Annotated in this window: 24 protein-coding genes and 1 tRNA gene; 14 read left to right on the forward strand and 11 right to left on the reverse strand. The window is 58.8% G+C overall.

Going from position 1 to position 21,698, the window contains the following annotated elements:
• Window positions 1-62: 62 nt before the first annotated feature.
• Complete coding sequence (gene pdxH / locus ACWHVV_RS09820; RefSeq protein WP_447926089.1) at window positions 63-704, forward strand: pyridoxamine 5'-phosphate oxidase; 642 nt, start codon at window positions 63-65, stop codon at window positions 702-704.
• 160 nt (window positions 705-864) lie between these two features.
• On the opposite strand, the gene ACWHVV_RS09825 is transcribed toward pdxH, so the two are convergent.
• Window positions 865-3,612, reverse strand: coding sequence for a bifunctional acetate--CoA ligase family protein/GNAT family N-acetyltransferase (locus ACWHVV_RS09825; RefSeq protein ID WP_447926090.1), 2,748 nt, complete (start codon window positions 3,610-3,612; stop codon window positions 865-867).
• A 103-nt stretch (window positions 3,613-3,715) separates the two neighbouring features.
• Here ACWHVV_RS09825 and ACWHVV_RS09830 point away from each other — a divergent pair, with 103 nt between their 5' ends.
• Together ACWHVV_RS09830 and ACWHVV_RS09835 are read left to right on the forward strand one after the other, a co-directional pair.
• Window positions 3,716-4,666, forward strand: coding sequence for a histone deacetylase family protein (locus ACWHVV_RS09830; RefSeq protein WP_447926091.1), 951 nt, complete (start codon window positions 3,716-3,718; stop codon window positions 4,664-4,666).
• A 61-nt stretch (window positions 4,667-4,727) separates the two neighbouring features.
• On the forward strand, window positions 4,728-5,360 hold the full coding sequence (locus ACWHVV_RS09835) for a helix-turn-helix domain-containing protein (protein WP_447926092.1): 633 nt from the start codon (window positions 4,728-4,730) through the stop codon (window positions 5,358-5,360).
• Window positions 5,361-5,370: 10 nt separating this feature from the next.
• Here ACWHVV_RS09835 and ACWHVV_RS09840 read toward each other — a convergent pair whose 3' ends face one another.
• From ACWHVV_RS09840 to ACWHVV_RS09860, 5 genes are all read right to left on the reverse strand, one after another.
• Entirely contained in the window at window positions 5,371-5,721 is a 351-nt protein-coding gene (locus ACWHVV_RS09840) for a TusE/DsrC/DsvC family sulfur relay protein (protein ID WP_447926093.1), read from the reverse strand.
• Between the two features lies 1 nt (window position 5,722).
• Window positions 5,723-6,010 (reverse strand): sulfurtransferase complex subunit TusB, encoded by a 288-nt coding sequence (gene tusB / locus ACWHVV_RS09845; protein ID WP_447926094.1) that lies wholly within the window; start codon window positions 6,008-6,010, stop codon window positions 5,723-5,725.
• A 12-nt stretch (window positions 6,011-6,022) separates the two neighbouring features.
• Entirely contained in the window at window positions 6,023-6,388 is a 366-nt protein-coding gene (locus ACWHVV_RS09850; RefSeq protein WP_447926095.1) for a DsrE family protein, read from the reverse strand.
• 9 nt (window positions 6,389-6,397) lie between these two features.
• The gene (gene tusD, locus ACWHVV_RS09855) at window positions 6,398-6,787 is read right to left on the reverse strand and encodes a sulfurtransferase complex subunit TusD (protein ID WP_447926096.1); all 390 of its coding nucleotides are present in this window, start codon (window positions 6,785-6,787) and stop codon (window positions 6,398-6,400) included.
• 90 nt (window positions 6,788-6,877) lie between these two features.
• On the reverse strand, window positions 6,878-7,558 hold the full coding sequence (locus ACWHVV_RS09860) for a Bax inhibitor-1/YccA family protein (protein ID WP_447926097.1): 681 nt from the start codon (window positions 7,556-7,558) through the stop codon (window positions 6,878-6,880).
• 227 nt (window positions 7,559-7,785) lie between these two features.
• Here ACWHVV_RS09860 and ACWHVV_RS09865 point away from each other — a divergent pair, with 227 nt between their 5' ends.
• Together ACWHVV_RS09865 and ACWHVV_RS09870 are read left to right on the forward strand one after the other, a co-directional pair.
• Window positions 7,786-8,556 (forward strand): dienelactone hydrolase family protein, encoded by a 771-nt coding sequence (locus ACWHVV_RS09865; RefSeq protein ID WP_447926098.1) that lies wholly within the window; start codon window positions 7,786-7,788, stop codon window positions 8,554-8,556.
• 105 nt (window positions 8,557-8,661) lie between these two features.
• Complete coding sequence (locus ACWHVV_RS09870) at window positions 8,662-8,850, forward strand: hypothetical protein (protein WP_447926099.1); 189 nt, start codon at window positions 8,662-8,664, stop codon at window positions 8,848-8,850.
• Window positions 8,851-8,908: 58 nt separating this feature from the next.
• Here ACWHVV_RS09870 and ACWHVV_RS09875 read toward each other — a convergent pair whose 3' ends face one another.
• Window positions 8,909-9,085: a hypothetical protein gene (locus tag ACWHVV_RS09875; RefSeq protein WP_447926100.1), complete on the reverse strand. Its 177-nt coding sequence runs from the start codon at window positions 9,083-9,085 to the stop codon at window positions 8,909-8,911.
• A 96-nt stretch (window positions 9,086-9,181) separates the two neighbouring features.
• On the opposite strand from ACWHVV_RS09875, the gene ACWHVV_RS09880 reads away from it, so the two are divergent.
• Window positions 9,182-9,358, forward strand: coding sequence for a hypothetical protein (locus tag ACWHVV_RS09880; RefSeq protein ID WP_447926101.1), 177 nt, complete (start codon window positions 9,182-9,184; stop codon window positions 9,356-9,358).
• Window positions 9,359-9,410: 52 nt separating this feature from the next.
• Here the strand turns inward: ACWHVV_RS09880 and ACWHVV_RS09885 are convergent, their stop codons facing one another.
• Complete coding sequence (locus ACWHVV_RS09885) at window positions 9,411-9,641, reverse strand: hypothetical protein (RefSeq protein ID WP_447528895.1); 231 nt, start codon at window positions 9,639-9,641, stop codon at window positions 9,411-9,413.
• Between the two features lie 299 nt (window positions 9,642-9,940).
• Between ACWHVV_RS09885 and ACWHVV_RS09890 the strand changes: the two genes are divergently transcribed.
• The 3 genes from ACWHVV_RS09890 (at window position 9,941) to ACWHVV_RS09900 (ending at window position 13,217) form a co-directional block, all read left to right on the forward strand.
• Window positions 9,941-11,569: an alpha/beta hydrolase gene (locus ACWHVV_RS09890; protein WP_447926102.1), complete on the forward strand. Its 1,629-nt coding sequence runs from the start codon at window positions 9,941-9,943 to the stop codon at window positions 11,567-11,569.
• A 136-nt stretch (window positions 11,570-11,705) separates the two neighbouring features.
• Window positions 11,706-12,374 carry a 7-cyano-7-deazaguanine/7-aminomethyl-7-deazaguanine transporter gene (locus tag ACWHVV_RS09895; RefSeq protein WP_447893463.1) on the forward strand — a complete coding sequence of 223 codons (669 nt, stop codon included), beginning with the start codon at window positions 11,706-11,708 and terminating at the stop codon, window positions 12,372-12,374.
• A 30-nt stretch (window positions 12,375-12,404) separates the two neighbouring features.
• A complete protein-coding gene (locus ACWHVV_RS09900; RefSeq protein ID WP_447926103.1) occupies window positions 12,405-13,217 on the forward strand; it encodes an alpha/beta fold hydrolase in 813 nt (270 codons plus the stop codon).
• Here ACWHVV_RS09900 and ACWHVV_RS09905 read toward each other — a convergent pair.
• A complete protein-coding gene (locus tag ACWHVV_RS09905; protein WP_447926104.1) occupies window positions 13,214-14,599 on the reverse strand; it encodes an exonuclease domain-containing protein in 1,386 nt (461 codons plus the stop codon). The genes ACWHVV_RS09900 and ACWHVV_RS09905 overlap by 4 nt on opposite strands.
• A gap of 22 nt (window positions 14,600-14,621) precedes the next feature.
• Window positions 14,622-15,728 (reverse strand): ABC transporter substrate-binding protein, encoded by a 1,107-nt coding sequence (locus tag ACWHVV_RS09910; RefSeq protein ID WP_447926105.1) that lies wholly within the window; start codon window positions 15,726-15,728, stop codon window positions 14,622-14,624.
• 259 nt (window positions 15,729-15,987) lie between these two features.
• Between ACWHVV_RS09910 and ACWHVV_RS09915 the strand changes: the two genes are divergently transcribed.
• The 5 genes from ACWHVV_RS09915 to ACWHVV_RS09935 all read left to right on the forward strand — a co-directional run bounded on the left by ACWHVV_RS09915 (window position 15,988) and on the right by ACWHVV_RS09935 (window position 19,843).
• Complete coding sequence (locus ACWHVV_RS09915) at window positions 15,988-17,694, forward strand: potassium/proton antiporter (protein WP_447926106.1); 1,707 nt, start codon at window positions 15,988-15,990, stop codon at window positions 17,692-17,694.
• 53 nt (window positions 17,695-17,747) lie between these two features.
• Window positions 17,748-17,838, forward strand: a tRNA-Ser gene (locus tag ACWHVV_RS09920).
• A gap of 809 nt (window positions 17,839-18,647) precedes the next feature.
• Window positions 18,648-19,103, forward strand: a complete 456-nt coding sequence (locus ACWHVV_RS09925) for a Panacea domain-containing protein (RefSeq protein WP_447926107.1) — start codon at window positions 18,648-18,650, stop codon at window positions 19,101-19,103.
• Entirely contained in the window at window positions 19,069-19,557 is a 489-nt protein-coding gene (locus tag ACWHVV_RS09930) for a hypothetical protein (protein WP_447926108.1), read from the forward strand. Before ACWHVV_RS09925 ends, ACWHVV_RS09930 begins: the two co-directional genes overlap by 35 nt.
• Before the next feature lie 64 nt (window positions 19,558-19,621).
• Window positions 19,622-19,843, forward strand: coding sequence for a hypothetical protein (locus ACWHVV_RS09935; RefSeq protein ID WP_447926109.1), 222 nt, complete (start codon window positions 19,622-19,624; stop codon window positions 19,841-19,843).
• Here ACWHVV_RS09935 and ACWHVV_RS09940 read toward each other — a convergent pair.
• On the reverse strand, window positions 19,840-21,279 hold the full coding sequence (locus tag ACWHVV_RS09940) for an LPD38 domain-containing protein (RefSeq protein WP_447926110.1): 1,440 nt from the start codon (window positions 21,277-21,279) through the stop codon (window positions 19,840-19,842). The two genes, ACWHVV_RS09935 and ACWHVV_RS09940, sit on opposite strands and share 4 nt — an antisense overlap.
• Window positions 21,280-21,698 lie beyond the last annotated feature (419 nt).

The following is a 21,698-nucleotide window of genomic DNA, read 5'->3' on the forward strand; positions in this document are numbered from 1 at the left end:
TGGCTTGAGGTCAAGCACTTCAGGCCAAACGATACTCATAACCGCTTAAGGGAGCAGCCACCATGACCCGTAATATTGCCGATGTCCGGCGTGACTACGAAGGTAATCATCTGGAAGAGGCCAATACGCCGGATAACCCGTTCGAGCTTTTCAACCAGTGGCTGAACGAAGCCCTCGAAAGCGATGGCGAGGACGCCAATGCCATGACGCTGGCCACGGTAGATAGCCAGGGCCGTCCTCACGCCCGGGTCGTGCTGCTCAAGGGGGTCGATGAAGGGCTGGTGTTCTACACCAACTACCACAGCCACAAAGGCAGCGAGCTAAGCAATGTGCCGTTTGCGGCGGCGACCTTCTGGTGGCCTGGCCTTTCGCGTCAGGTGCGCGTAGAAGGGCCGGTCGAGCAGGTGTCGGCCGAGGAGTCCGATGCCTACTTTCAAAGCCGCCCCCGGGGCAGCCAGCTGGGCGCCTGGATTGCGACCCAAAGCGTGGTGATCCCCAACCGCAAGTGGATCGAGGAGCGCCAGGTGCGTTTTGAGCAGGCCTACGACGGCCAGCCGATTTCGCGCCCGGTTCACTGGGGCGGCTACCGCATCCAACCCGAGATGATCGAGTTCTGGCAGGGCCAGCCCAGCCGCCTGCACGACCGGGTCCGTTTCGAGCGCCAAAACGAGGGCCCCTGGAGTCGTTTCCGCCTCGCGCCCTGAGCTGTTTTTCCTGAGCCACTTTTCCGTGAGTCCCTATTCATAGGCAAACACGGCTCATAGGCAAACACGGCTTGAAATGCGACGGCTTTTTTTGGGGGGCTCGCCGTCGCATTCGTCTCCAGGGCACTACCCTTGCCAGCCAGGCGCAACGGCCCGGCGCTCAATCCGGCAGACTCTCCAGGCGGTGGCGCTGCCACTCGCTATCCGGCTCGTTGAGCCGCAGCACCGCATCCACGACCTGCTCCTCCATGTTGTAGCGGCTTTTGAAGCCCAGATGCTTGATCAACGCGCGCATGGGCTGGTTGTCCATCATGATCTTGCCGATCATCTCGATCGTGCCGATACTCTGGCAGTAAGCGATCATTTTCTGCATCAATAGCCGGCCGATTCCCAAACCCTGCAGGTCGTCGCGGATGATGATCGAGAACTCGGTGCGAATATTGTCGGCGTCGTTATAAACCCGCACTACCCCCAGCATTTCCTTGGACCCGTCGTCGTGCTGGTGCTCGGCGATGAACGCCATCTGCCGGTCGTAGTTGATGTGCGAAAGTATCGATAGGTCGCGCTGGGTCAGGTTCGACTTGTTGTGAAAATAGCGAAAGCGGATGCTCTCCTCGGAAAGCCGGGTATGGAAACTGGTGATCAGCGGCGCGTCTTCGGCGCGGATCGGGCGTACCTCGACCTGCCAGCCGTTTTTGAGCGTCACCCATTCGCGCAGCTCCTCCGGGTACGGCATGATCGCAAAGCGGGCTGGTGGGCCCAGATCCATGGCGAAATCCACCGCCAGGATACCATCGCGGTTGAGCAACAATGGGTTGAGCTCCAAACCGCGCAGCTCATTCAAATCCGACGCCATTTGCGAAAGCTTCACTAAAAACTGGCAAAGCCTTTCGATATCGCGCTCGGCTTCAGAGGAGTGCTCGCGGATCAGCGAAGCGACGTGGGTGCGCCCGACCATGTCGGCGGCCAAACTCATGTTAAGCGGCGGCAGCGCGACTTGGCGGTCGGCGAGTACGTTCACCTTGTAACCGCCAATTCCGAAAACGATCAGCGGGCCGAACACCGGGTCGCGGGTGATACCGGCGCAAACCTGCATGGAGTGCTTGCCGCGCTGCATGGGCTGCAGGCAGTACTCCTGAACGGTGTACTCGGGAAATTTTTCGCGCACCTTGTCGCCCAAGCGGCGAACGCCCTCCTCGACCTGCTCCGGCGTTTGCAGATCCTGCAACAGGCCAGCGGAAATTTTATGCGGGTGGCGCCGGTAGCGGTACGGATGACAGTTGCCATCGTGCACCACCTTGAGCGCCTTGGGGCCCTCGAAGTGGCCATCGGCTTCATACGCCTCGCTTGGGTGGCGCAAATAAACGCTCGGCGCGGTGGGAATGCCGTAAGCCTGGAGCACCTGCGCCGTTTCCGAGTGGGTCAATGTGTGGCGGCGCTGCTCTTTTGCCCGGCTGATCAATTCGCGACACGCAAGGCGGTCAGCGGGCCGGGTATTGAAGGTCAAACTGGGCGGAATTTCGTGCAAAAGCGCCTGCACGCGCTGATAGTCCACCATATGCATGAACGCCTTGACGGCTTTTTCCGGCGAAATATAGGTGGGTATGCCCGCCGCGCTGCACGCACTGCGCGCTTTCAAGGCCTCTTTCAATCCCATCCAGCTGGTCAACAGGTTGCGCCGAAAGCGCTTGCGGTTATCGATCAGCGCGCGGGCCGTTTCGACCGACGGCGCCAGGCGCGTCGGCGCGTGCACCACCAGCACCGCGTCGACCCCCGGGTCGGCGGTCACGATCTCGAGCGCCTCGACAAAGCGCGCGGGGGTGGCGTTGCCGCCCAGGTCTACCGGGTTCTCGCCGGGTTTGCTTCTATCCACCTTGCGCTCGGTAAGCTGGGTCTGCGTGGCCTCATTGAACACGGCAAGCTTGCCGCCGCCACTCACCAGCTTGTCGATCGCAAGCATCGCCGGGCCCAGCCCGTTGGAGACGACCGCCAGACGGTCGCCGCGCAGCGGACGCATGCGTGAAAGCGTCTCCAGCGCATCGAAAAGCTCGTCGGAGTCGTTTACCCGGACCACACCGGCCCGAGCGAAGGCAGCGTCGAAGACGACATCGCGATTGGCAATCCCCGGCGTGGGCGCCATACCGGAGATGTCCGATTCCGGCGTGCGCCCGCTTTTGATCGCCACCACCAGTCGGTTACGCGAGGCGTCGCGCACCGAGGTCATGAAGTGCTGAGCGTCCTTGATGCGCTCCAGGTGGAGCAAAATGGCCTGGGCCGGCGAAAACTGGTTTACGTAGTCGATCAAATCCGGCAGCAGCACATCCACGCTATCGCCCACGGTAATCAGGTGGGAAAACCCCACATCGCGCCCCGCTGCCCAGTCGATCATGGCGTTGGCAAGCATCCCGGATTGGCCCAGGTACGCGACCCGCCCGGGTTTGACCGGTTGGCTCGCGTAGGATGCATTGAGCTTTTTGCCCGGTACGATCACCCCCATGCATTCCGGGCCCAGCACACGGATCCCCGAGGCGCGGGCGGCGTGTAGCATCTGCTCGCGGATCGAGCCCTCGCTTCCTCGTTCGCGATCCAGGTACGCCCCACCGGATAGCACCAGCGCCGCCTTCACACCCTTTTGACCCAGCTTCTTGATCAGCTTGGGCGCGCCCTCGACTGGCGAGCAAATCACCGCCAGATCCGGCGCGGCGGGCAAACTGTTGACGTTTGCAAAACACGGCGCGCCGAAGACCTGCTTGTAGCCTTTTAAATTCACCGCCCAGAGCGTACCTTTGAACTCGCCCTGCTGAAGGTTGGCCAGCACTAGACCGCCCAGAGACTCCGGTTTTTCCGATGCGCCGAAGACGGCCAGGGTTTTTGGCTCGAAGAAATGGTGTAGAAAACGGGTACTCACAAGCGTATCTCCCTGACCTGTCACCTCGGTGTACGACTTATTATCACTGTCGTGCGGGCACGCCTACCGATTAAGGTAGCGTTACATAGAACGGAGCGCCTGCATGATCACCGCCTACCTTACCCATCCCGACTGCATCTTGCACTATATGGGGCCCGAACATCCGGAGAACCCCGCACGGCTAGAGGCAATAAGGGCACGCCTGGCGCTTAGCGGCCTATTGCAGCAAACCATGCAGGCCGAGGCCAAAGAGGCCACCCGGGAGGCGCTCGAGCGCGTGCATTCACCGCGCCACCTCGACGCGCTCGAAAAATGCGTGCCAAGCGAGGGCATTACCGCGCTGGATAGCGACACGCTGATGAACCCGGAATCCCTCAAGGCGGCGCGGGTGGCCGCAGGCGCGGTCATCAAAGGGGTCGACCAGGTTTTCAAGCGCCAGGCGGATAACGTCTTTTGCGCCGTACGCCCGCCGGGCCACCACGCCGAAGCGGCCGAAGCCATGGGCTTTTGCTTTTACAACAGTATCGCCGTGGGGGCGGCGCACGCCAGAGCCCGACACGGCGCCCAACGGGTCGCCATACTCGATTTCGACGTTCACCAGTGCAACGGCACGATCGATATCTTCAAGGGTGACCCTGGCGTGCTGATCTGCACAAGCTATCAGTACCCTTTCTACCCCTGGCGCTACCTACGAAGCGAATGGCACAACGTGGTGAATACCCCCCTCGAAGCGGGAATGCAAAGCGCAGCGTTTAGAGACGCCGTCGAGCGTAGCTGGCTACCCGCGCTACACGCCTTCAAGCCCGATATCATACTGGTATCCGCCGGCTTCGATGCCCACCAGGACGATCCCATGGGCGAGGTATGCTTGACCGACGAGGACTACTACTGGGTCACGCATCTGGCCATGGAAATCGCTGGCCTCTACGCCGAAAACCGGCTGGTCTCCGTACTCGAAGGCGGCTACAACCCCAAGTCGCTCGCCAGCGGCTGCGAAGCGCACATCAAAGCACTTCTCGGCCTGCCTTTTGAAAGCACACCGGCTACCGGGTAGCCTGCGGCGGGCTGTGATAGCATAGCGGGTCCTAAAATGCATTTACCGGGTATGACGATCCATGACGGCGACTCATGACGAGAACGCAGCGCTTCGTATTGCATCGGGGCGCAAACCCTTCGTAGAGCCGCTTCGCTTGGGCGCACGGCTCAAAGAGATCCGCTTGGCCAATCAATGGACCCTCGAGGATGTCAGCCAGCGCACCGGTCTTGCCCGCTCGACGCTCTCCAAGATAGAGAACGACCAGCTATCGCCCACGTTTACCGCGGTGCAAAAGCTCATGGCCGGGCTCAACATCGACCTTCCCCAGCTTTTCACCCCGCCCAAGCGCGAGCACTACACCCTGGGGCGGCGGGATTTGACCCGCAGCGGTCAAGGTCAGCACCACCCCACGCCCACCTACGAGCACGAACTTTTGGGCCACCACCTGGCGCAAAAGCGCATGATTCCGTTTAAAACCATGGTGCGGGCGCGCAGCTTCGACGAATTCCAACAGTGGGTGCGCCACGACGGTGAAGAGTTTTTGATGATTCTCGAGGGTGAAATACTGCTGTATAGCGAGTTTTACGCCCCGGTGGCGCTGGGCGAAGGCGACAGCATCTATTTCGATAGTGATATGGGCCACGCACTCGTATCCACTAGCCCACTGGATGCCATGGTGCTCTCGGTGTGCACCCGGGGCGATCTGGACTGAGTCGAAGCGTTTACAAGCAGTTGGTCGGTTTGGGGAGCCCGGCGATACGCGCCGTGCGCCGCGCCGGACTTTCCGGGAACAGCGACATCAGATAAATCGAGGTCCCCTTCTTTTCACCCAGCGTCTGTTTGGTTGCCTTGACGAGCGCACGCATCGCCGGCGCCATCTCAAAGCGCTGGTAAAAATCACGCACCACGTCGATGATTTCCCAATGAGCCTCACTCAGCGAAAGCCCCTCGTCACGGGCCAAAAGCTCGGCCACCTCGACGCTCCAATCACCTTGATCAACGAGATATCCTTCGGGATCCAATTTAATGGTTTCTCTTGAATCAAGATAACGGTATAAATCTTCATTTTTCATATCAATACCAACTTACACACTGTTCGTGACGCTCGGTCAGCGTTACAAAATCCGTCATTGAAATGATCGCCGCGCCAAGGTTCTCGGCGGATTCCAGTAGCCCCGCGGCTTCCAGATCGTCGCTCAACAGGTATAGCCGCCCTCTGCACTGCTCGAAACCGGCCCACTGAGGTAACAGGCTTGCCTGCACGGCCTGCTCGATGAGCAGCACCTCATCCTGGTCCCCCACCACCCGGAGCATATTGGCCGCGCTTAGGCTTTCGGGGCGTTTATTTAAAATGTGTAGCATGGGAAAGCCCCATTAGAAGTGAAGAGTCGTCGTGGAGTCTTGATAAAGCGCCGCGAGCGCCTCATCGGAGATCACCCGCGCCGCCAGCACCAGTTGGCTCGGCGCCAGCCCTAATTGCTCAAGGCTACTCTCCGGTACCAAAAGCTCTTCGATATCGTACATCTCGAGCATATCGATGGTCGGCAGCACCGCCTTTTGCCCCGGTGCGCCGGCCTTTTGGCTTTTCACCAGCGCCAGCGCCCCCTGCCCCAGGAAAACCAGCTTGACGCTTTGGCCAAAGGCCGCGGCGACCAGCGCTACATCAAGGCCTTCGCGCAAGGCATTGGATTGAAACGGCGCTTGGGTCAGCGCGATCAAACGTACGGCGTCTTCGGTCATCGCTTTTCCTCAGGCAAATGTGATGAAACGATCGCAGCGCTTTTGCAGCACCAACAACTGCCCCAACCCCGTGAGTTCGAACGGTGCCTCCAGGCTATGCTGGGTCAAGCCGTGGCGTTTGGCTTCGGCTTCGTCCAACACACCGCGGCGAAGCGCGGCCGCCACGCACACCTCGAGGGCCGTGCCGTGCTCGGTATTGAGCGCCAGCCAGGCATCCTTGAGGTTCAGTTCATCCTGAGGTGGGCTCATCAGCGTCGACGCGTTGAGCACCCCCTCCTGGTAGAAGAACACCCCGACCAGGGTATGCCCCTGGCTTATTAGCGCCTTGGCAAAACGCAGCGCCGAATGGGCCGCGGGGCTTGTGTAAGGGGCACCGGTAACCAGTAGACCGTACTCCATGGCGCTCTCACCTGAGTTATATAAAAGACGCTTACAAAAAAACAGACCCTACCGAAGTAGGGTCTGTTTGGGTAGAGCTTAACGATTAAATCAGTCGCTGCTCATGATGCCAAGAATAGAGAGAAGGCTTACGAACAGGTTGTAGATCGAGACGTAAAGCGTAACCGTCGCCAGAATATAGTTGGTCTCGCCAGCACGGTGCACGATTTCACTGGTTTGATAGAGAATCGCCGCGGATGAGAACAGCACGAAGCCCGCGGACACCATCAGAGAAAGTGCCGGAATCTGGAAGAAGAAACCTGCCACCATGGCAAGGATCAGCACGATAGCGCCCGCCATCAGGAAATTGCTCAGAAAGCTGAAATCCTTTTTGGTGGTAAGCGCAACGGCAGAAAGACCGATGAAGGTCAAACCGGTCATGGCCAGGGCGTTCATGATCAGCGCACCGCCGTTAGGCAGTGTCAAATAGGCGGAGATGATCGGCCCAAGCGTAAAGCCCATGAAACCGGTAAACGCAAACGTAGCCAAAAGGCCCGCAGCAGAATTGGCGGTTTTATGAACCAAAAACATCAGCCCATAAGCGCCGACGAAGAAAACCAGAATGTTGAGCTGCTGAACGCCAAGCGCGACGGAGGCGCCAGCGGTAACGGCTGAAAACAGCAGCGTCATGGCCAAAAGCGCGTAGGTATTACGCAATACCTTATTGGCTTTCGCGCTGCTGACCGCTTGTTCGTTATGTGGCCGTACGGTGTGCGAATCGTTGAACGCCATGGTTTTAAGCTCCCTAGTGGTCGTACTAACAACGGACAAGCATGCCGTTACGTAGTTCCCGACGCAAGCCCCTGTGGTTTAAAAAGATCAGCGCATTGGACGATGATTCAACGCGAAAGGCCTGTACTACCCTTTCAGGTATAACACTCGCCGTTCACAATGCGAGTTAAATCGTCCCTTTCGCTCTTCCTATTTTTACCGCCAACAAACCAACAGGACGCATTACCATGATGACAAGAGCACGTACCCCGCTAACGTTCACCGCTTTGGCCGCCGCTACGCTGATGAGCAGCCAAGCGTTTGGCTTCGAACCCCGCGGCGAAGACATCAGCTATCAGGTCAACGATGAAAACTTTGAAGGCTATTACGTCGAAGCCCAGGGCGAATCCAAAGGCAGCGTGCTGATCGTGCACGACTGGGATGGCGTGGATGATTACGAGCGTGAGCGCGCTGATATGCTCTCCGAGCAGGGCTATGATGCCTTCGCGGTGGATCTTTTCGGTGAAGGCAACCGCCCTCAGCAAACCGAAGCCAAACAGGCTGCCACCAATGCGCTGTACGAAGACCGCGAGCGGATGCGCGAACTGACCCTTGCAGGACTTACCCAGGCGCGGGAACAGGGCGCTGCCAGCACGACCGTCATCATGGGCTACTGCTTTGGCGGCACGGTCGCGCTCGAGATGGCCCGCGCCGGTGAGGCCGACGATATCGCCGCCTACACCAGCTTCCACGGCGGCCTGGAGACCCCGGAAGGCCAGTCCTACCAGGCAGAGACGCCGCCCATCTATATTGCCCACGGCGGCGCGGATGAGATGGTGAGTCTCGAAGATGTCGCTACCCTGGCCGGCGAACTCGAAGAGGCGGGTATAACTTACGAGGTCGGCATCTACTCAGGCGCCCCTCATGCCTTTAGCGTCTTTGGTAGCGAGCGCTACGATGAGCGCGCCGACGAGCGCTCCTGGTCGGCCTTCACGGCGTGGCTTGACGAAATGCTCTAATGCCTGGTCGCTTGCGTCGAGTGCAGGGCTAATCGACGCAAGATGTACTAAGTTGTTTAAACCTCCCGTCGCTTGACGGGGGTTCATCCATGGAGAGGATTAAACATGAGCATTTTTATCGTATACCGGGTGGTAAAAGAGGACGCTGCCATCGACGCCCAGCCGGAGTGGTGGATCGTCGATACGCGAGAAGAAGCCGAACGCGACGGCCCGCTGGTGCGCAAGCGCGTGGCAACCAAGCCTGAAGCCGATGAAGTGGTGAAAAAACTGAACGCCGAGCACGAAAAACCGTAACGTTTATCCAAGGCTCATCCAAAAGCCCGGCCTGCGCCATCGCGCAGACCGGGCTTTTTTAGCTCTCGACCTTACGCAAATCGTCGGTGGTGACACCGTCAGGCAACTCATCCGCATCCGCCGGTAGCCATACCGGATCAAAGTCGCTATCTACTCGGCCATCCTCAAGAGTTTGGCCGGGAATGCGGTACACTATGCACTCGCGTTTTACGTCCCAAGCGTAGATGGGATCCATATGACCTCCGAAGGGCTGCGATTACGGTATGTATGCCGTTTCAAGGCTGATATCATCGAGCTGCATTGTTTTGGTCGAATATTCAGGAGTCAGAGTATGAAATACATGGTTACTTTAGGATTGGTTGCGATGATGCTGGTGAGCGCAGGGTGTAGCTCCAACGGCGCCAGCTCATCGCGCTCTGCGGATTGCCGTAAACAGGCCGAAGCCATGGGCGATACCATGCACTATGGTGATTGCCTTCGCGGCACTCGCACGCAGCAAGGCTTTTAATCACGCCCGCCATAAAAAAACGGTTCAGCTTATGCTGAACCGTTTTTTTTGATTAATCGGTGTCGGCCTTATGAGACGCTTCTCTCAGTGTTTTTTCGAGGCCGTGTTCTCCGCCATCATCTGATTCGGCATCATCGACCAAAAATTCCGAATGGCGGTGCTTGTGTTTGTGTTGGAGCTCCGCTCCGCAATCATCGCAATTTTCAGGCTTGTCGGGCTCGCCTCTCGCTTCCGAGGGGTCATATTCCTGGCCGCACTGGGCGCATTTTTTAAGATGCTGCATTCTACTCTCCTTTCCTGACCACCTGTTCCTGTTGAACACACAAAGTGCCAATAGGTTCCTTTAAAACACGGTTCGAACACTTAGCCAATAGTCTAACATCACGCTTCATCGCCACGTGGAAATGGCGCTATCGCGATATCAACGCAAAACATTTACCACCAGCATAAGTACTGACGACGTTTTGTTAGAGTTTCACCTATCATGGCGAGTGAGTCTATTAAACTATCTTTCTAATTCAACCCTATAGGCAACGGATGTTACGGCGACACCCTGCAGTGCATCATCTTTGGCAAATACGATTGCCGCTGCACCGCTTCTCCAGCACCGGGCTCGTTCTGGGAACGCTATTATTCGCATTGTCACTCACACCGAGCCTGCTTCCCAGGCCCATGATCGCCCAAGGGGTCTTGTCCGGGCTCTGCTTTAGCGCAGGCTATGCGATCGGCGTACTGCTGCGAGGGCTTTGGCACTACCTGCGCCTGCCCGAGCCAGGCTCACGCACCGAGCACTGGGTCAAGACCCTGGCCGCACTTGCTTGTACGCTAACCGCCGCGCTTTTTCTCTGGCAAGCCTCGAGTTGGCAAAACGGCATACGCGAGCTCATGGGTATGCCACCGGCCAGTGGCACCCGAGGCCTTAGTATCGCCGCCATCGCGCTATTGCTGTTCGCTTTTTTCTATTTTATCGCAAAGGTATTCAAACGCACATATCGGCTTCTCTCGCGCAAGGTGTTCTTCTTCTTACCCAGACGCCTGGCGGTCGTGCTGGGGAGCGTGGCCTCGATCGCGCTTTTCTGGCTATTGATCGAGGGCGTGGTGCTCTCGTTTGCGCTGCGCGCGGCGGATCGTTTCTATGCTCAGATCGACGAGCTGGTTCAGGACGACCTGGCAGCCCCCACCGGCGCTCACCGTTCGGGGAGCGCGGCATCGCTGATCAGTTGGGAGGCGCTTGGCAGTCGCGGGCGCCGCTTTGTTACCCAAGGGCCCAGCGGTGATGACATCGGCGCGTTTTTAGGCGACGACGCCCAGGACCCGATCCGCGTCTATGTAGGCCTGAGTGCGCTGGATACCCCCCAAGCACGCGCCGAGCTCGCCCTGGCCGAGCTTATTCGCGCCGGGGCCTTCGAGCGCTCGACCCTGCTGCTGGCCACCCCCACCGGGCGCGGGTGGATAGACCCGGGGGCTCAAAATACCCTGGAGTACTTGATGCGCGGTGATATAGCGACGGTGGCCGCGCAATACTCTTACCTTCCTAGCCACCTGGCGCTGATTGCCGAGGGCGAATACGGCGTGGAAAGCGCCCGGGCGATGTTTGTCGAAGTCTACCGCTACTGGAGTGCACTGCCGGCCGACGAGCGCCCGGCGCTGTATCTGTTCGGTTTGAGCCTGGGCGCGCTCAACTCGGACCGCTCCTTCGATTTCTACGATATTATCGAAGACCCGTTCGATGGCGCGCTCTGGGCGGGGCCGCCCTTTCGAAGCGATACCTGGCGAATCACGACCGCTGACCGTGACCCGGGCTCTCCCGCTTGGCAGCCCACTTTTCGCGGCGGCAGCGTCGTACGCTTTATGAATCAGCAATCCGGCTTCGAAGGGTATTCCCGGAACTGGGGCGATTTTCGTATCGCTTATCTGCAGTACGCCAGTGACCCGATCGTCTTTTTCGACCCCGCGGCTTTCTGGCGCGAACCCGACTGGATGCGTCCGCCGCGCGGCCCGGACGTCTCCCCGGCGCTTCGCTGGTATCCGGTGGTCACCATGCTGCAGCTATTGGCTGATTTGGCCACCGGCGGTGCGCCGCCCGGCTACGGCCACGAAATTGCCGCCGAGCACTATATCAACGCCTGGGTGGCACTCACCGAACCAGCAGGGTGGAGCGACGAGGAGATTGCGCGACTCAAGCGATTTTTTAGCGATGGAAGTAGTTGAAATAGCCGCAGAGCCTGCCTGGCCGGCACTTCACTTTAATTACCGCCAGGAAGGCGTATAATGCGCGCCATTGTGGCGCTTGCGCCGAAACAGAGGGTTCCCTAACCCCTCGTGCTCCTAAAAAGGCCTCTCTCTGATGTTTGCATTGACCGACGCTCAACACCGCCGCTGCCTGACGCTCATGGTGCTTTTCCATATCGCCGTCATTGCGGCCAGCAACTACCTGGTTCAGCTTCCCTTCACCCTGTTCGGCTTTCATACCACCTGGGGCGCCTTCAGCTTTCCGTTCATCTTTCTGGCCACCGACCTGACCGTTCGCCTGTTCGGAAAGGGCCCGGCGCGCTCGATCATTTTGCGGGTCATGTTCCCGGCCCTGGCGATCTCCTACGTGGTATCGGTCATCTTCCCCCAGGGAAGCTTTGCCGGCATCGAAGCGCTGGGCGAGTGGAACGTGTTCGTTGCGCGGATCGCGCTGGCAAGCTTTATGGCTTACTTCCTCGGTCAACTGCTGGATGTGCAGGTGTTCGACCGACTGCGTAAGCTGGCCTGGTGGGTGGCGCCGGTTTTCTCGACGGTGCTTGGCAACCTGGCCGATACCTTCGCGTTTTTCTTCACCGCTTTCTACAATAGCCCGGATCCGTTCATGGCCGCCCACTGGGTCGAAATCGCCGCGGTGGACTATGCCATCAAACTCGCCATTAGCCTGCTGTTTTTCCTGCCGCTTTACGGCCTGCTGCTGGCAGCTCTCACGCGCAAGCTAATGGTCTGGACCGGGCAAACCGACACCGCCCCACGCACCACCTAACGTTGACTACGCCACTACCAAGGAGCCCTCATGAGCCGCGTCCCTACGGTTGACCTTCATTTTATCGATGCCATCGACGAAGGCGCCGATGCAACCAAAACGCCGCTGGTCGTGCTCCATGGCCTGCTGGGCAGCGCGGATAACTGGCGCTCCCACCTGAAGATGTGGCAAAAGACGCGCCGAGTGATCGCGGTGGACCTTCGCAATCACGGCCGCTCCCCCCACGCCGAAGGCATGGACTACGAAACGCTCAGCCGCGACGTGATCGCGCTGCTCGACAAGGAGAACATCGCGCGGGCCCATATACTGGGGCACTCCATGGGCGGCAAGGTGGCGATTAGCCTGGCGCGCCTGGCCCCCGAGCGTACGGCTTCGCTCACCGTGGGCGACATTGCCCCAGTACGCTACGCCCATGGCCACGATGACGTGTTCAGCGCCCTCGAGGCGGTACGCAAGGCCAAGCCAACGGACCGGCACAGCGCCGATGCGGTCATGGCGGAGCACGTCAGCGCCCGCCCTACCCGGCTATTTTTGGCGACCAACCTGGTGCGCAACGACGCGAAAGAGATGGCCCTGCGCGTCGGCCTCGATGAGCTCCGTAGCGGCTACGCTGCCATTATTGAAGCGCCCGCCGGCAGCGAGCCTTTCAATGGCCCCACACTCGTGCTGCGCGGTGGGAATTCGCACTACGTGGCCGATGAGATGCTCCCCGCGCTCAAGGCGATATTACCCAAGGCGCGCCTGGTCACGCTAAAAGAGGCCGGTCACTGGCTGCATGCAGACCAGCCCGAGGCGTTTCAGGAGGCAGTGAACGCCTTCATCAGCGCCCAGGACGAGGTTTAAAGCGGCGTAACGGCCAGGCCGTGCTCCTCGGGGCTGCGCAGAAAGCGGTTCAGAATACGGTAGGTATCCACGTCGAACTGAACCGCCTGATGCCCCAACCGCTTGGCCTTGGCCGGGGTCTCGGCGCTACCCAGGTAGCACCAGTGGTCCACCGCGTGGTAGGCGCAGCGCTTCGTTTGCGCGTTCTTCTCGGCAATCACGATTTTATCCGGCCAGGGCCAGGCACTCACCTTGAACCGCTCGAGCGCGTGCTGGGCGCGCCGGGTATGCGCTTCTAGCGTTTCCTTTTCGCAGCAGGCTCCCGCGCACTTGCCCAACTGGTGCCCAAAGCAGCGCCCCTTACCCTTTTCGAGCCCCAGCACCTGGGGGCAGAGCTTTTGCTCCTCCACCACGCCTCTCAACGCCTCTTTGGCCTCGCGGGCATTGCGAAAAAGCCCGAAACGTTGCCCGGGCTGTGCATTGATCAGTACCGCGCTACCGGCCAGTACCGGGGCGTGTTCGCCCTCGGGCCAGAACCAGGTTTTCAAGGCGCCCTGGCGGCGCAGCTGGCGGTTCATGATCGGCATCAGCTCCTTGATCAGTTGCGCTTCACGCAGCTGGGCGCCCAGGTCGCCGGCGGTTTCCTCCCACTCGACATGCTGAATCTGCTGGAGCATGCGCATCGCCTTGTCGTCCTGATGATCGCGCTGAAAGTGCCCTTTCACCCGGTTTTTAAGGTTGATGCTTTTCCCCACGTAGAGCGGCAGCCGGTTATGGCCATAAAAGAGATACACACCGGGGCTTGCGGGCAGCCCGGCCAACACCCCGCTATCCAGGTGAGCAGGCAGGTTCTTGTGCTGCTTTTCCAGACCGGTCGCGGCCTGCCAGTGATCCACTTCGAAGCGCTGCTGCCAGGTTTGCCACAGTTTCCAAAGCGCCTCGGCGTCGTCCTCGGCGCGGTGCGCCCGGCTCACCTGAATATCGAAACGCGCCAGCAGCGCTTTCAGGTTATGGTGGCGCTCATCGGGCTCGAGGCGGCGCGAGATGCGCAGAGTACACATGATATCGGGGCGATAATCGAGACCGGCGCGCTTGAAGGCGTTGCGTAGAAAGCTGTAATCGAAGCGGGCGTTGTGCGCCACCAGGCAGCTATCGCCCAGCCACTCCCGTAGCGCCTCGGCGACCGTCTCGAAATGCGGGGCATCCGCCACCATATTGTCGTGGATGCCGGTTAGCTGCGAAATAAAAGGGGGAATACCGGTACCCGGATTGATAAGGCTCACCCAGCGGTCGACCACCTGGCCATCGGCTACTTTCAAGGCGGCAATTTCGGTGATGCGGTCGCGGGTAGCGCGGGTGCCGGTGGTTTCGACGTCGATAAATGTAAGGGCGGGCTCGCTCATGACACTCCGTGGTTGGTTTGCCTTACTCCTGCAGCGTATGCGGGTCCACCGCCAGGCGGGAGACCGGTAGCGTCTCTTCGATAAGCCCACGCTGCTTTAAATACGCTTCAAAGGCCTGGTAGCGGCGCGTATTGACCGCCGAAGGACTTAACGAGAGACGGCGAAGAATCCCCTCCCAGCTTGCCTGGTTCACCGTATTATCCAGGATGGGGTGCCGCTCGGCCAAAAGCCCCCAGGCCGCCTCGGGGTTTTCGATCATCCAGTGGGCCGCCTGCTCCACGGCGGTCATAAAGCGCGCCCAGGTAGGGCCTTGCTTGGAAAGCGACTGACTATTGGCCACGATGATCACCCCTTCATGGCGGGGAATATCGAGTTCCTCGTAGCGAATGACCCGGCTTTCGATGCCCTCCGGGGCCAGCTGCTCCGGCAACGCGTAGTAGTAGCCGTCGGCGATCACCTCGGCATCGCCATTGACCACGGCAGCCGCGGCGTCGAAATGGACGTTTTCCGGGGCGGTAAAGCCATCGGTTTGACGAAGCGACTCGGGAATCAACCGCTCGGCCACCACGGCCTCGCCTTCCAGGGTCGAGAAACCATAGTCGAGCCCGGCAAGCGAAGCGATATCGTCGTTATCGGCCCAGGAGCGCGTCACGACCACCGCGTTAAGAGGCGTCTCGATCAACGTGCCCACGCGAATCAGCGGCTCACCGGCGTGCACCCGAAGATGCAAAATCGGCTCGCGGGTCAAGGCCAGGTCGACTTCTTCAGCGGCCAACAGCTTGAGCGGAATCGCCGGATCCGCCGGGCTTTGCAGCTCGACCGCCAGCCCCTGCTCCTTGAAATACTCGCGCGCGTCGGCGATCAACAGCGCGGCGTGCTGAGGGCTCAAGTACCAATCCAGAATGACCGACACCTCTTTGAGCGGCGGCGGGTCGAGCGGCGGCGGCAGCGAAAGCGCCGCCGAGGGCACCGGCTCTAGCGCGGCCGCCTCATGGGTCTCGTCCTTTGGCTCCGAGTCTTCGACCGCGGGCGCCTCGCTCTCTTCTCTTTCTTCGCCTGGGTCGACGACCCAAAGGGCGGGCGGTAGAAACACATCGCTCTCAAGGGTCAGCGCCGTTACTTCCGGCACGGCGTCGCGCGCCTGTTCGTTTGCGCAAACCGCTGAACTTAAAAATACTATACACATCGCACTCGCCAGCAAAAAACGCCTTCGCCGGCGGATAGTCAGGTGCGCCATCACTTCACACTCCCTAGTCGTGAAGGCGGAGTGTAGCGGTTGGCCATCCGCCATGACCAGCCCCTTGCTCGCCATAAGGCCCTTAAACGGCGCAGTAAAATAACGGGCGGCGTGCAATAATAGAGCGGCATTGATGTAGAGACGGAGAGACATGGACGCACTTTATACCTTTTTTTTGATTGGCGGCATTCTCATGACGCTGAGCATTTTGGCGAGCCGGCTTTCATCGATGTTTGGTGTACCGCTTCTGTTGATCTTTCTAGGCCTTGGCATGCTGGCCGGCGAAGAAGGCGTGCTTGGCGTCGTGTTCGACGACTACACCATGGCATTTACCATCGGCCATCTTGCGCTGGCGATGATTTTGCTCGATGGCGGGCTGCGCACCCGGCTCAAGACCTTCCGGGTCGGCTTCAAACCGGCGCTCTCGCTTGCCACCGCCGGGGTGTTCATCACCAGCGCCATCGTCGGCGTCATCGCCATGTGGGTGTTCGACCTTACCCTGATTCAGGGGTTATTGGTCGGAGCGATCGTCGGTTCGACCGACGCGGCGGCGGTTTTCTCGATGCTCAGTGGGCGTGGCGTCAACCTCAACGAGCGGGTCAGCGCTACCCTGGAAATCGAGTCCGGCACCAACGACCCGATGGCGATCTTTCTGACCCTAATGCTGGTCGAGCTTTTGGTCGGCGACATAGGCGGCATCACCGACACCCTCATCTTCTTCGTCTCGCAATTCGGTATCGGCTTGATCGTGGGCCTGGGGGGCGGCTGGCTGGCCGCCAAGCTGCTGCGCTGGCTCGACCTGGCCCCCGGGCTTTACGCCATGTTGGCACTGGCGCTCGGATTTAGCGTATTCGGGCTGACCAGCGTGCTGGGCGGCAGCGGCTTTTTGGCGATCTACCTGGCGGGGTTGATGATCGGCAATCAGCCCGGACGCCATCTTAATTTCATTCTTCCCGTCCACGACGGCTTGGCTTGGCTTAGCCAAATCGGGCTGTTTCTGGTGCTGGGTCTTTTGGTCACCCCCAGCCAACTGGTGGAGGTCATACTGCCCGCCGGCCTGGTGGCGCTGGCACTTATCTTCATCGCCCGGCCGCTGGCGGTGCTCATCACCATCAAGCCCTTTTTCCGCTTTCGCTGGCGCGAGGTCTTCTTTATTGCCTGGGTCGGCCTTCGCGGCGCCGTGCCTATCGTGCTGGCGATCTTCCCGGTGATCGGCGGGGTCGAGAACGCCTCGCTCTACTTCAACGTCGCCTTCGCGGTGGTTTTGATGTCGCTGCTGATTCAGGGCGGCTCGCTCACCCTGGTCGCCCGCTGGCTCAAAATCGAGGTCCCCGCCGGCACCACGCCCAACCGGCGCGGGCCGTTGGGTATTCTGCCGGAGAACGACTTCGAAATGTTCGTTTATGTGGTCGAGAACCAGGACCTCGAAGACGTCCAGATTCGCCTGCTGCGCTTTCCTTCCGGTGCGCTGATCTCGGCGTTGTTTCGTAATCACGTCATGCTTCATCCCAAGGGCAACACACGCCTGAAACTCAACGACGTGATCTGCGTCATCGGCCGCTCGGAAGATCTCGTCTCACTGAACCGGCTGTTCAACGGCGACGCCAAGCTCAAGCAGGAGCGCGCGTTCTTCGGTACCTTTATTTTGGAAGGTGGCGCCTACATGCAGGACATCGCCCAGGCCTACGGCCTCACCCTAAGCCCCGGCGAGCAGGAGATGAGCCTGGCCGAGTTCATCTCGCTGCGCGTAGGCGGCCACCCGGTGGTCGGCGACGATGTGGACTGGCACGGCATTCACTGGGTCGTCAGCGAAATGCAGGGCGGCAACATCACCCGCGTCGGTCTTCGTCTCTACTAATTTGACCAAAGGCGTTGACTTCCAAGGGAAAGGTGGTAATATACGCACCCATCGGAGGGATGGCAGAGCGGTTGAATGCACCGGTCTTGAAAACCGGCATAGGTTAATAGCCTATCCAGGGTTCGAATCCCTGTCCCTCCGCCAAAATATTAAGGGAATCAGCTATTTAGCTGGTTCCCTTTTTTGTTTCCAGCCCTCCAAAAATGGCGAAAGTATAACGAGGGGAACACCTGCCGTTATACAGCTCAGGCTAGACCAGTGCACTTTGGGCCCTCTTTAGACTAAAGCATTAGACTCTTTGCTGCTTTTTCTTCTCTTTGAATTAACTTGCTTCAACGGATAGGCTTCCCAAAAACGGGAGCGCCAATGGAAAGCGATCACGAGAAGTACATCGCCCTTCAATGGCGCAGTCGCTAGAGCGTCGCGGCTGGCACAAAATCCGCCGGACCGTTCCCAATCGGCCATTGATCGAATTTCATATCTTGTACCAAGGCCAACTATATAGCGGGCGCTGCGTAGTGGGTTCGCTAGATCGTGCTAACCTCAATCGTCCCGGCACCCTGACCTTTCTCTTCGCGAATCCTCACATGATCACGCAGGGCGTTTGGCGCTTGGCAAGCCCTGGTGCCGAGATCGGGTGGGTGGTTCGTCCGTTCAGCTTATGAAATAGCTGCTCGTAGGCTTGAGCGCCCTGCACGCCCATCATTGGTGGTTATGCAATTACCCTGCGCTCTGTGAGGCGTTCAATAGCTCGCTTGCCGCTATCATGGCGGGGCTTTCAGGCCAGCTATTTACAGACTGGTCATGTAAGTAAGATATAGATTGTAAAATAGTAGACTGATACTATTTCGCATAACACCTATCGTAGATGGCTGGGGGCATTGCGAAACCCTTGGCGTTTCAACGTTGTCACAACATACACCAATCCCCTTGCGGTTTTGGAAGGAGGTACCATGGCTATCTCCGCTATGCAGGCGGCAAAAGCGGCTTGCCAGCTATCAGGCTGGAGCCTTAGCAATTTAGAGCTTCACAAACTGCTTTACATAGCTCACATGCTTTACTTAGGTTCAAGCAATGGCGAGCCGCTCATATATGATGAAGACTTTCAGGCTTGGGATTATGGACCGGTACTGCCATCGGTTTACAGGCATTGCTCTGCTTTTGGGAGCTCTCAAATAAAAAATGTATTTCATCACATTCCCTTGAGTGATGACACAAATCGTGAGATTGGCTTTATAAGGAGCGTTTTAAACCAGTTTGGCGGATTAGGTCCGTATGCTTTAGTAGAGCTTACTCATGAGGATGACTCTGCATGGGCGCATACATATGTTCCCGGCTACAGGAATTTATCAATTAGTCAATCGGAGATCCTGAATGAGTACCAGAGACGATTCACATCAGCACGATGAAAAAGAGGGCTCCAGCTTCGATCCCAGTGGATCAGAGCTGGATCAGAATCTGCACACTCTGACAAAAAAATTCTCCGTGTCCTACTCGTCAAGCGTTTCTAAAGCTCAGGCCCGTCTTGAAGAGGAGTTAAGCGCTGAAAAAGATGCGCGCAAGGAAGAACGGTTTCTTTTCATTGTTGCTCTGTTTGTAATGTTCAACGTTTGGACACTGAAGGATTCTGGTACTTGGGCACTGCCAGTTATCATTGGCATAATGCAACTCATAGCTTTGCTGATTTTAGCGCGTCGCATGGGAGTCGAAGAAATACATTTGATTTTAAATCAGCTACTTCCTCATCTGCGCCTAAAGGCGAGCGCTCGAAACGAAACTCCATCTGAGCGTGAAAACCAAAAATCCGATTCCAAGTCCTCAGCATCAAACGCGTCGGATTTATCCCAGAAGGACGATAAGTAGCAGGTCCTCGCTCAACAGCCAAGCGCTTGATACCCTGTTTTTGTAACCCTCAAGGAACGGCGCCATGGATACCGAAGCCGTGCTGGGTTTAGCCTTCATCCTCCCCGTGCTGGGTCTGCTAGTCATGATCGGCATGCCGGCAGAATGGCAAAACGTGCAGGGCTGGCTGATGGTCAGCTATTTGGGCATCCCGGGTATTCTGATCGTGATCGCCTTACTGGTGAACGTCCCTGTTCTCCTGTTCGGCGCCCTCTTCCTCATTGACATCCTGGCGGTGAAGCGTTAGCCCGCCTTCATCACCTGCAGCCTCTCGCCCAGCGCGCGCTGGAGCTGATTCTTGACGGCGCTCAGCCGATCAATCCGCTGACGCTTCACCTCGGCATCCGGATTCGAGCGGCGCACCAGGTCGATTCGCTGATTAATCGTGCTCAAACGGCGCTGCGCCCGATTCAGCGGTTGGCGAAGAGCCAACAGCTCGCGCTTGCTGGTAGCAAGCTCGGACGCATCGGCCAGCCGGCCCATTTCTCTGAGCTCCTTGGCATCTGCATACGCCCGGTTGGCTTCACGCAGCCCATCATAGAAGATCGTGCCGTATTTGGTGTAGCGGTCCTCATCGCCCAGGTTGCGGTAGAAGCGGCGCACCGGCTGATACTCGTACCAGCGCCGTGCCGGGTTCTCTTCGCCGCTAGCTACTCGCCAAGCAATGTCGCCGCTCGACGCCGCCCAAGTGCCGACCTGCCCCAGATAGCCGCCAATCAGGTGATCAACTTGCACCGGGGACAACGCGAACGGGTTCTGGTCCGGATTGCCAATGGCGCCCAGCGTCTTGTTGAGGCCGGCCGAGATCCACTCGCCTGCTTTCGAGGTGCTCGACCGCCGGCGCAGCTCAGGTGATAGCCGGTCCATACCCATACCCCCGATAGGCCGTCCGGTGAACGCATCATAGTTCGCGTATATATCGAGCGCTGGCTGCATCATCTGCGGTACCGGCGAGAAGCTGAACGTGTCGGTCATCATGTGCATCAGCCGCTGACGGAACAGCGCGCCCGTGGCCTTATTGTCTGTGAACTGCTCGGTGATTCGCTCCGCCTGGGTGGCAATCGCCCCGACCTCGAACGGCTTCGGAATGAAGAAGGCCTGATTACCTACTCGGAAGAACCAGTAGGTGTCCTTTTGCCATTCCTCGAGCTTCTGGTATTCCTCGTCGTTCTGGTTGTGCAGGTAGAGTGCGATCGTCGCTGCGGTTACTGCGCCGGTAACCGTCCAAAAGCGAGCCGCCGCCTGCTTGTCGGTGACGCTCGCCTCACCCTTACCGAATGCCTTGGCCAGGACGCTGGCCCCGGGCTTCATGCCTGAGCGGTAGATCTTATCGAGGCCCTGAATACGAGCGTTCAGGAACGGTACGATATCGATAAGAATTCGGACTGCCGGCCAAGCGCCGTGCGCACTGAAGTCGATCAAATCCCGCGATTCGAACGCGGCACGTAGTCCGCCCTTATCTTGGTTCTGCTGGTAGATCGCCGCCCGGTTGAGGTTCTCAGTGACATTATTCAAATCGTTCCACTTTGCCCACCCCCCACGCATCAGGTTTGGCACCATGGCCGGCCCGGCCACGATCTTGGCGTCTCGCATGTTGCGAGTAAGCTGCGCGCGAAGTTCGTCCGGATTGTTGCCATAGAGGTGGCCGAAATGGAACGACGCACCGCTGGCCATCATCTGCATCCGCACCCGAGCGTCGCGACACACCATGCCCCCCGCCGATTACATTTTGAACGCGTTCTGGCTGACATCGCTGGCGGCCGAAACCTGCAGGCTGTCGCGAATCAGGTTGGCGACTATGAACTAAGGCGTAGTTGGTGGTTAGGTTGGTGAACACCGGCTTAAAGACCCGCATAGCCTTCATGGCCACGCTGTTCATGCACGGGTATGCCAGTGCGGTCGGCGCCGTGGAAACCAACGAATCGTCGATTTCGTAGAATGTATTCTGGCCATTCTCCCTCACGAACGTAGATCGTTTGGTATCGCGGTTGCTCTCTGGCACAAGCTGAACCGTGCCCATCTCGATCGCTTGGCTCCACGCTTAGTTTCTCAAGCTGCTTTAAGCTTTCTTTTTCCATCCAAGTCAGGCGCAAGTTTTCAGC

This window comes from Vreelandella sp. EE27 (assembly GCF_968206495.1).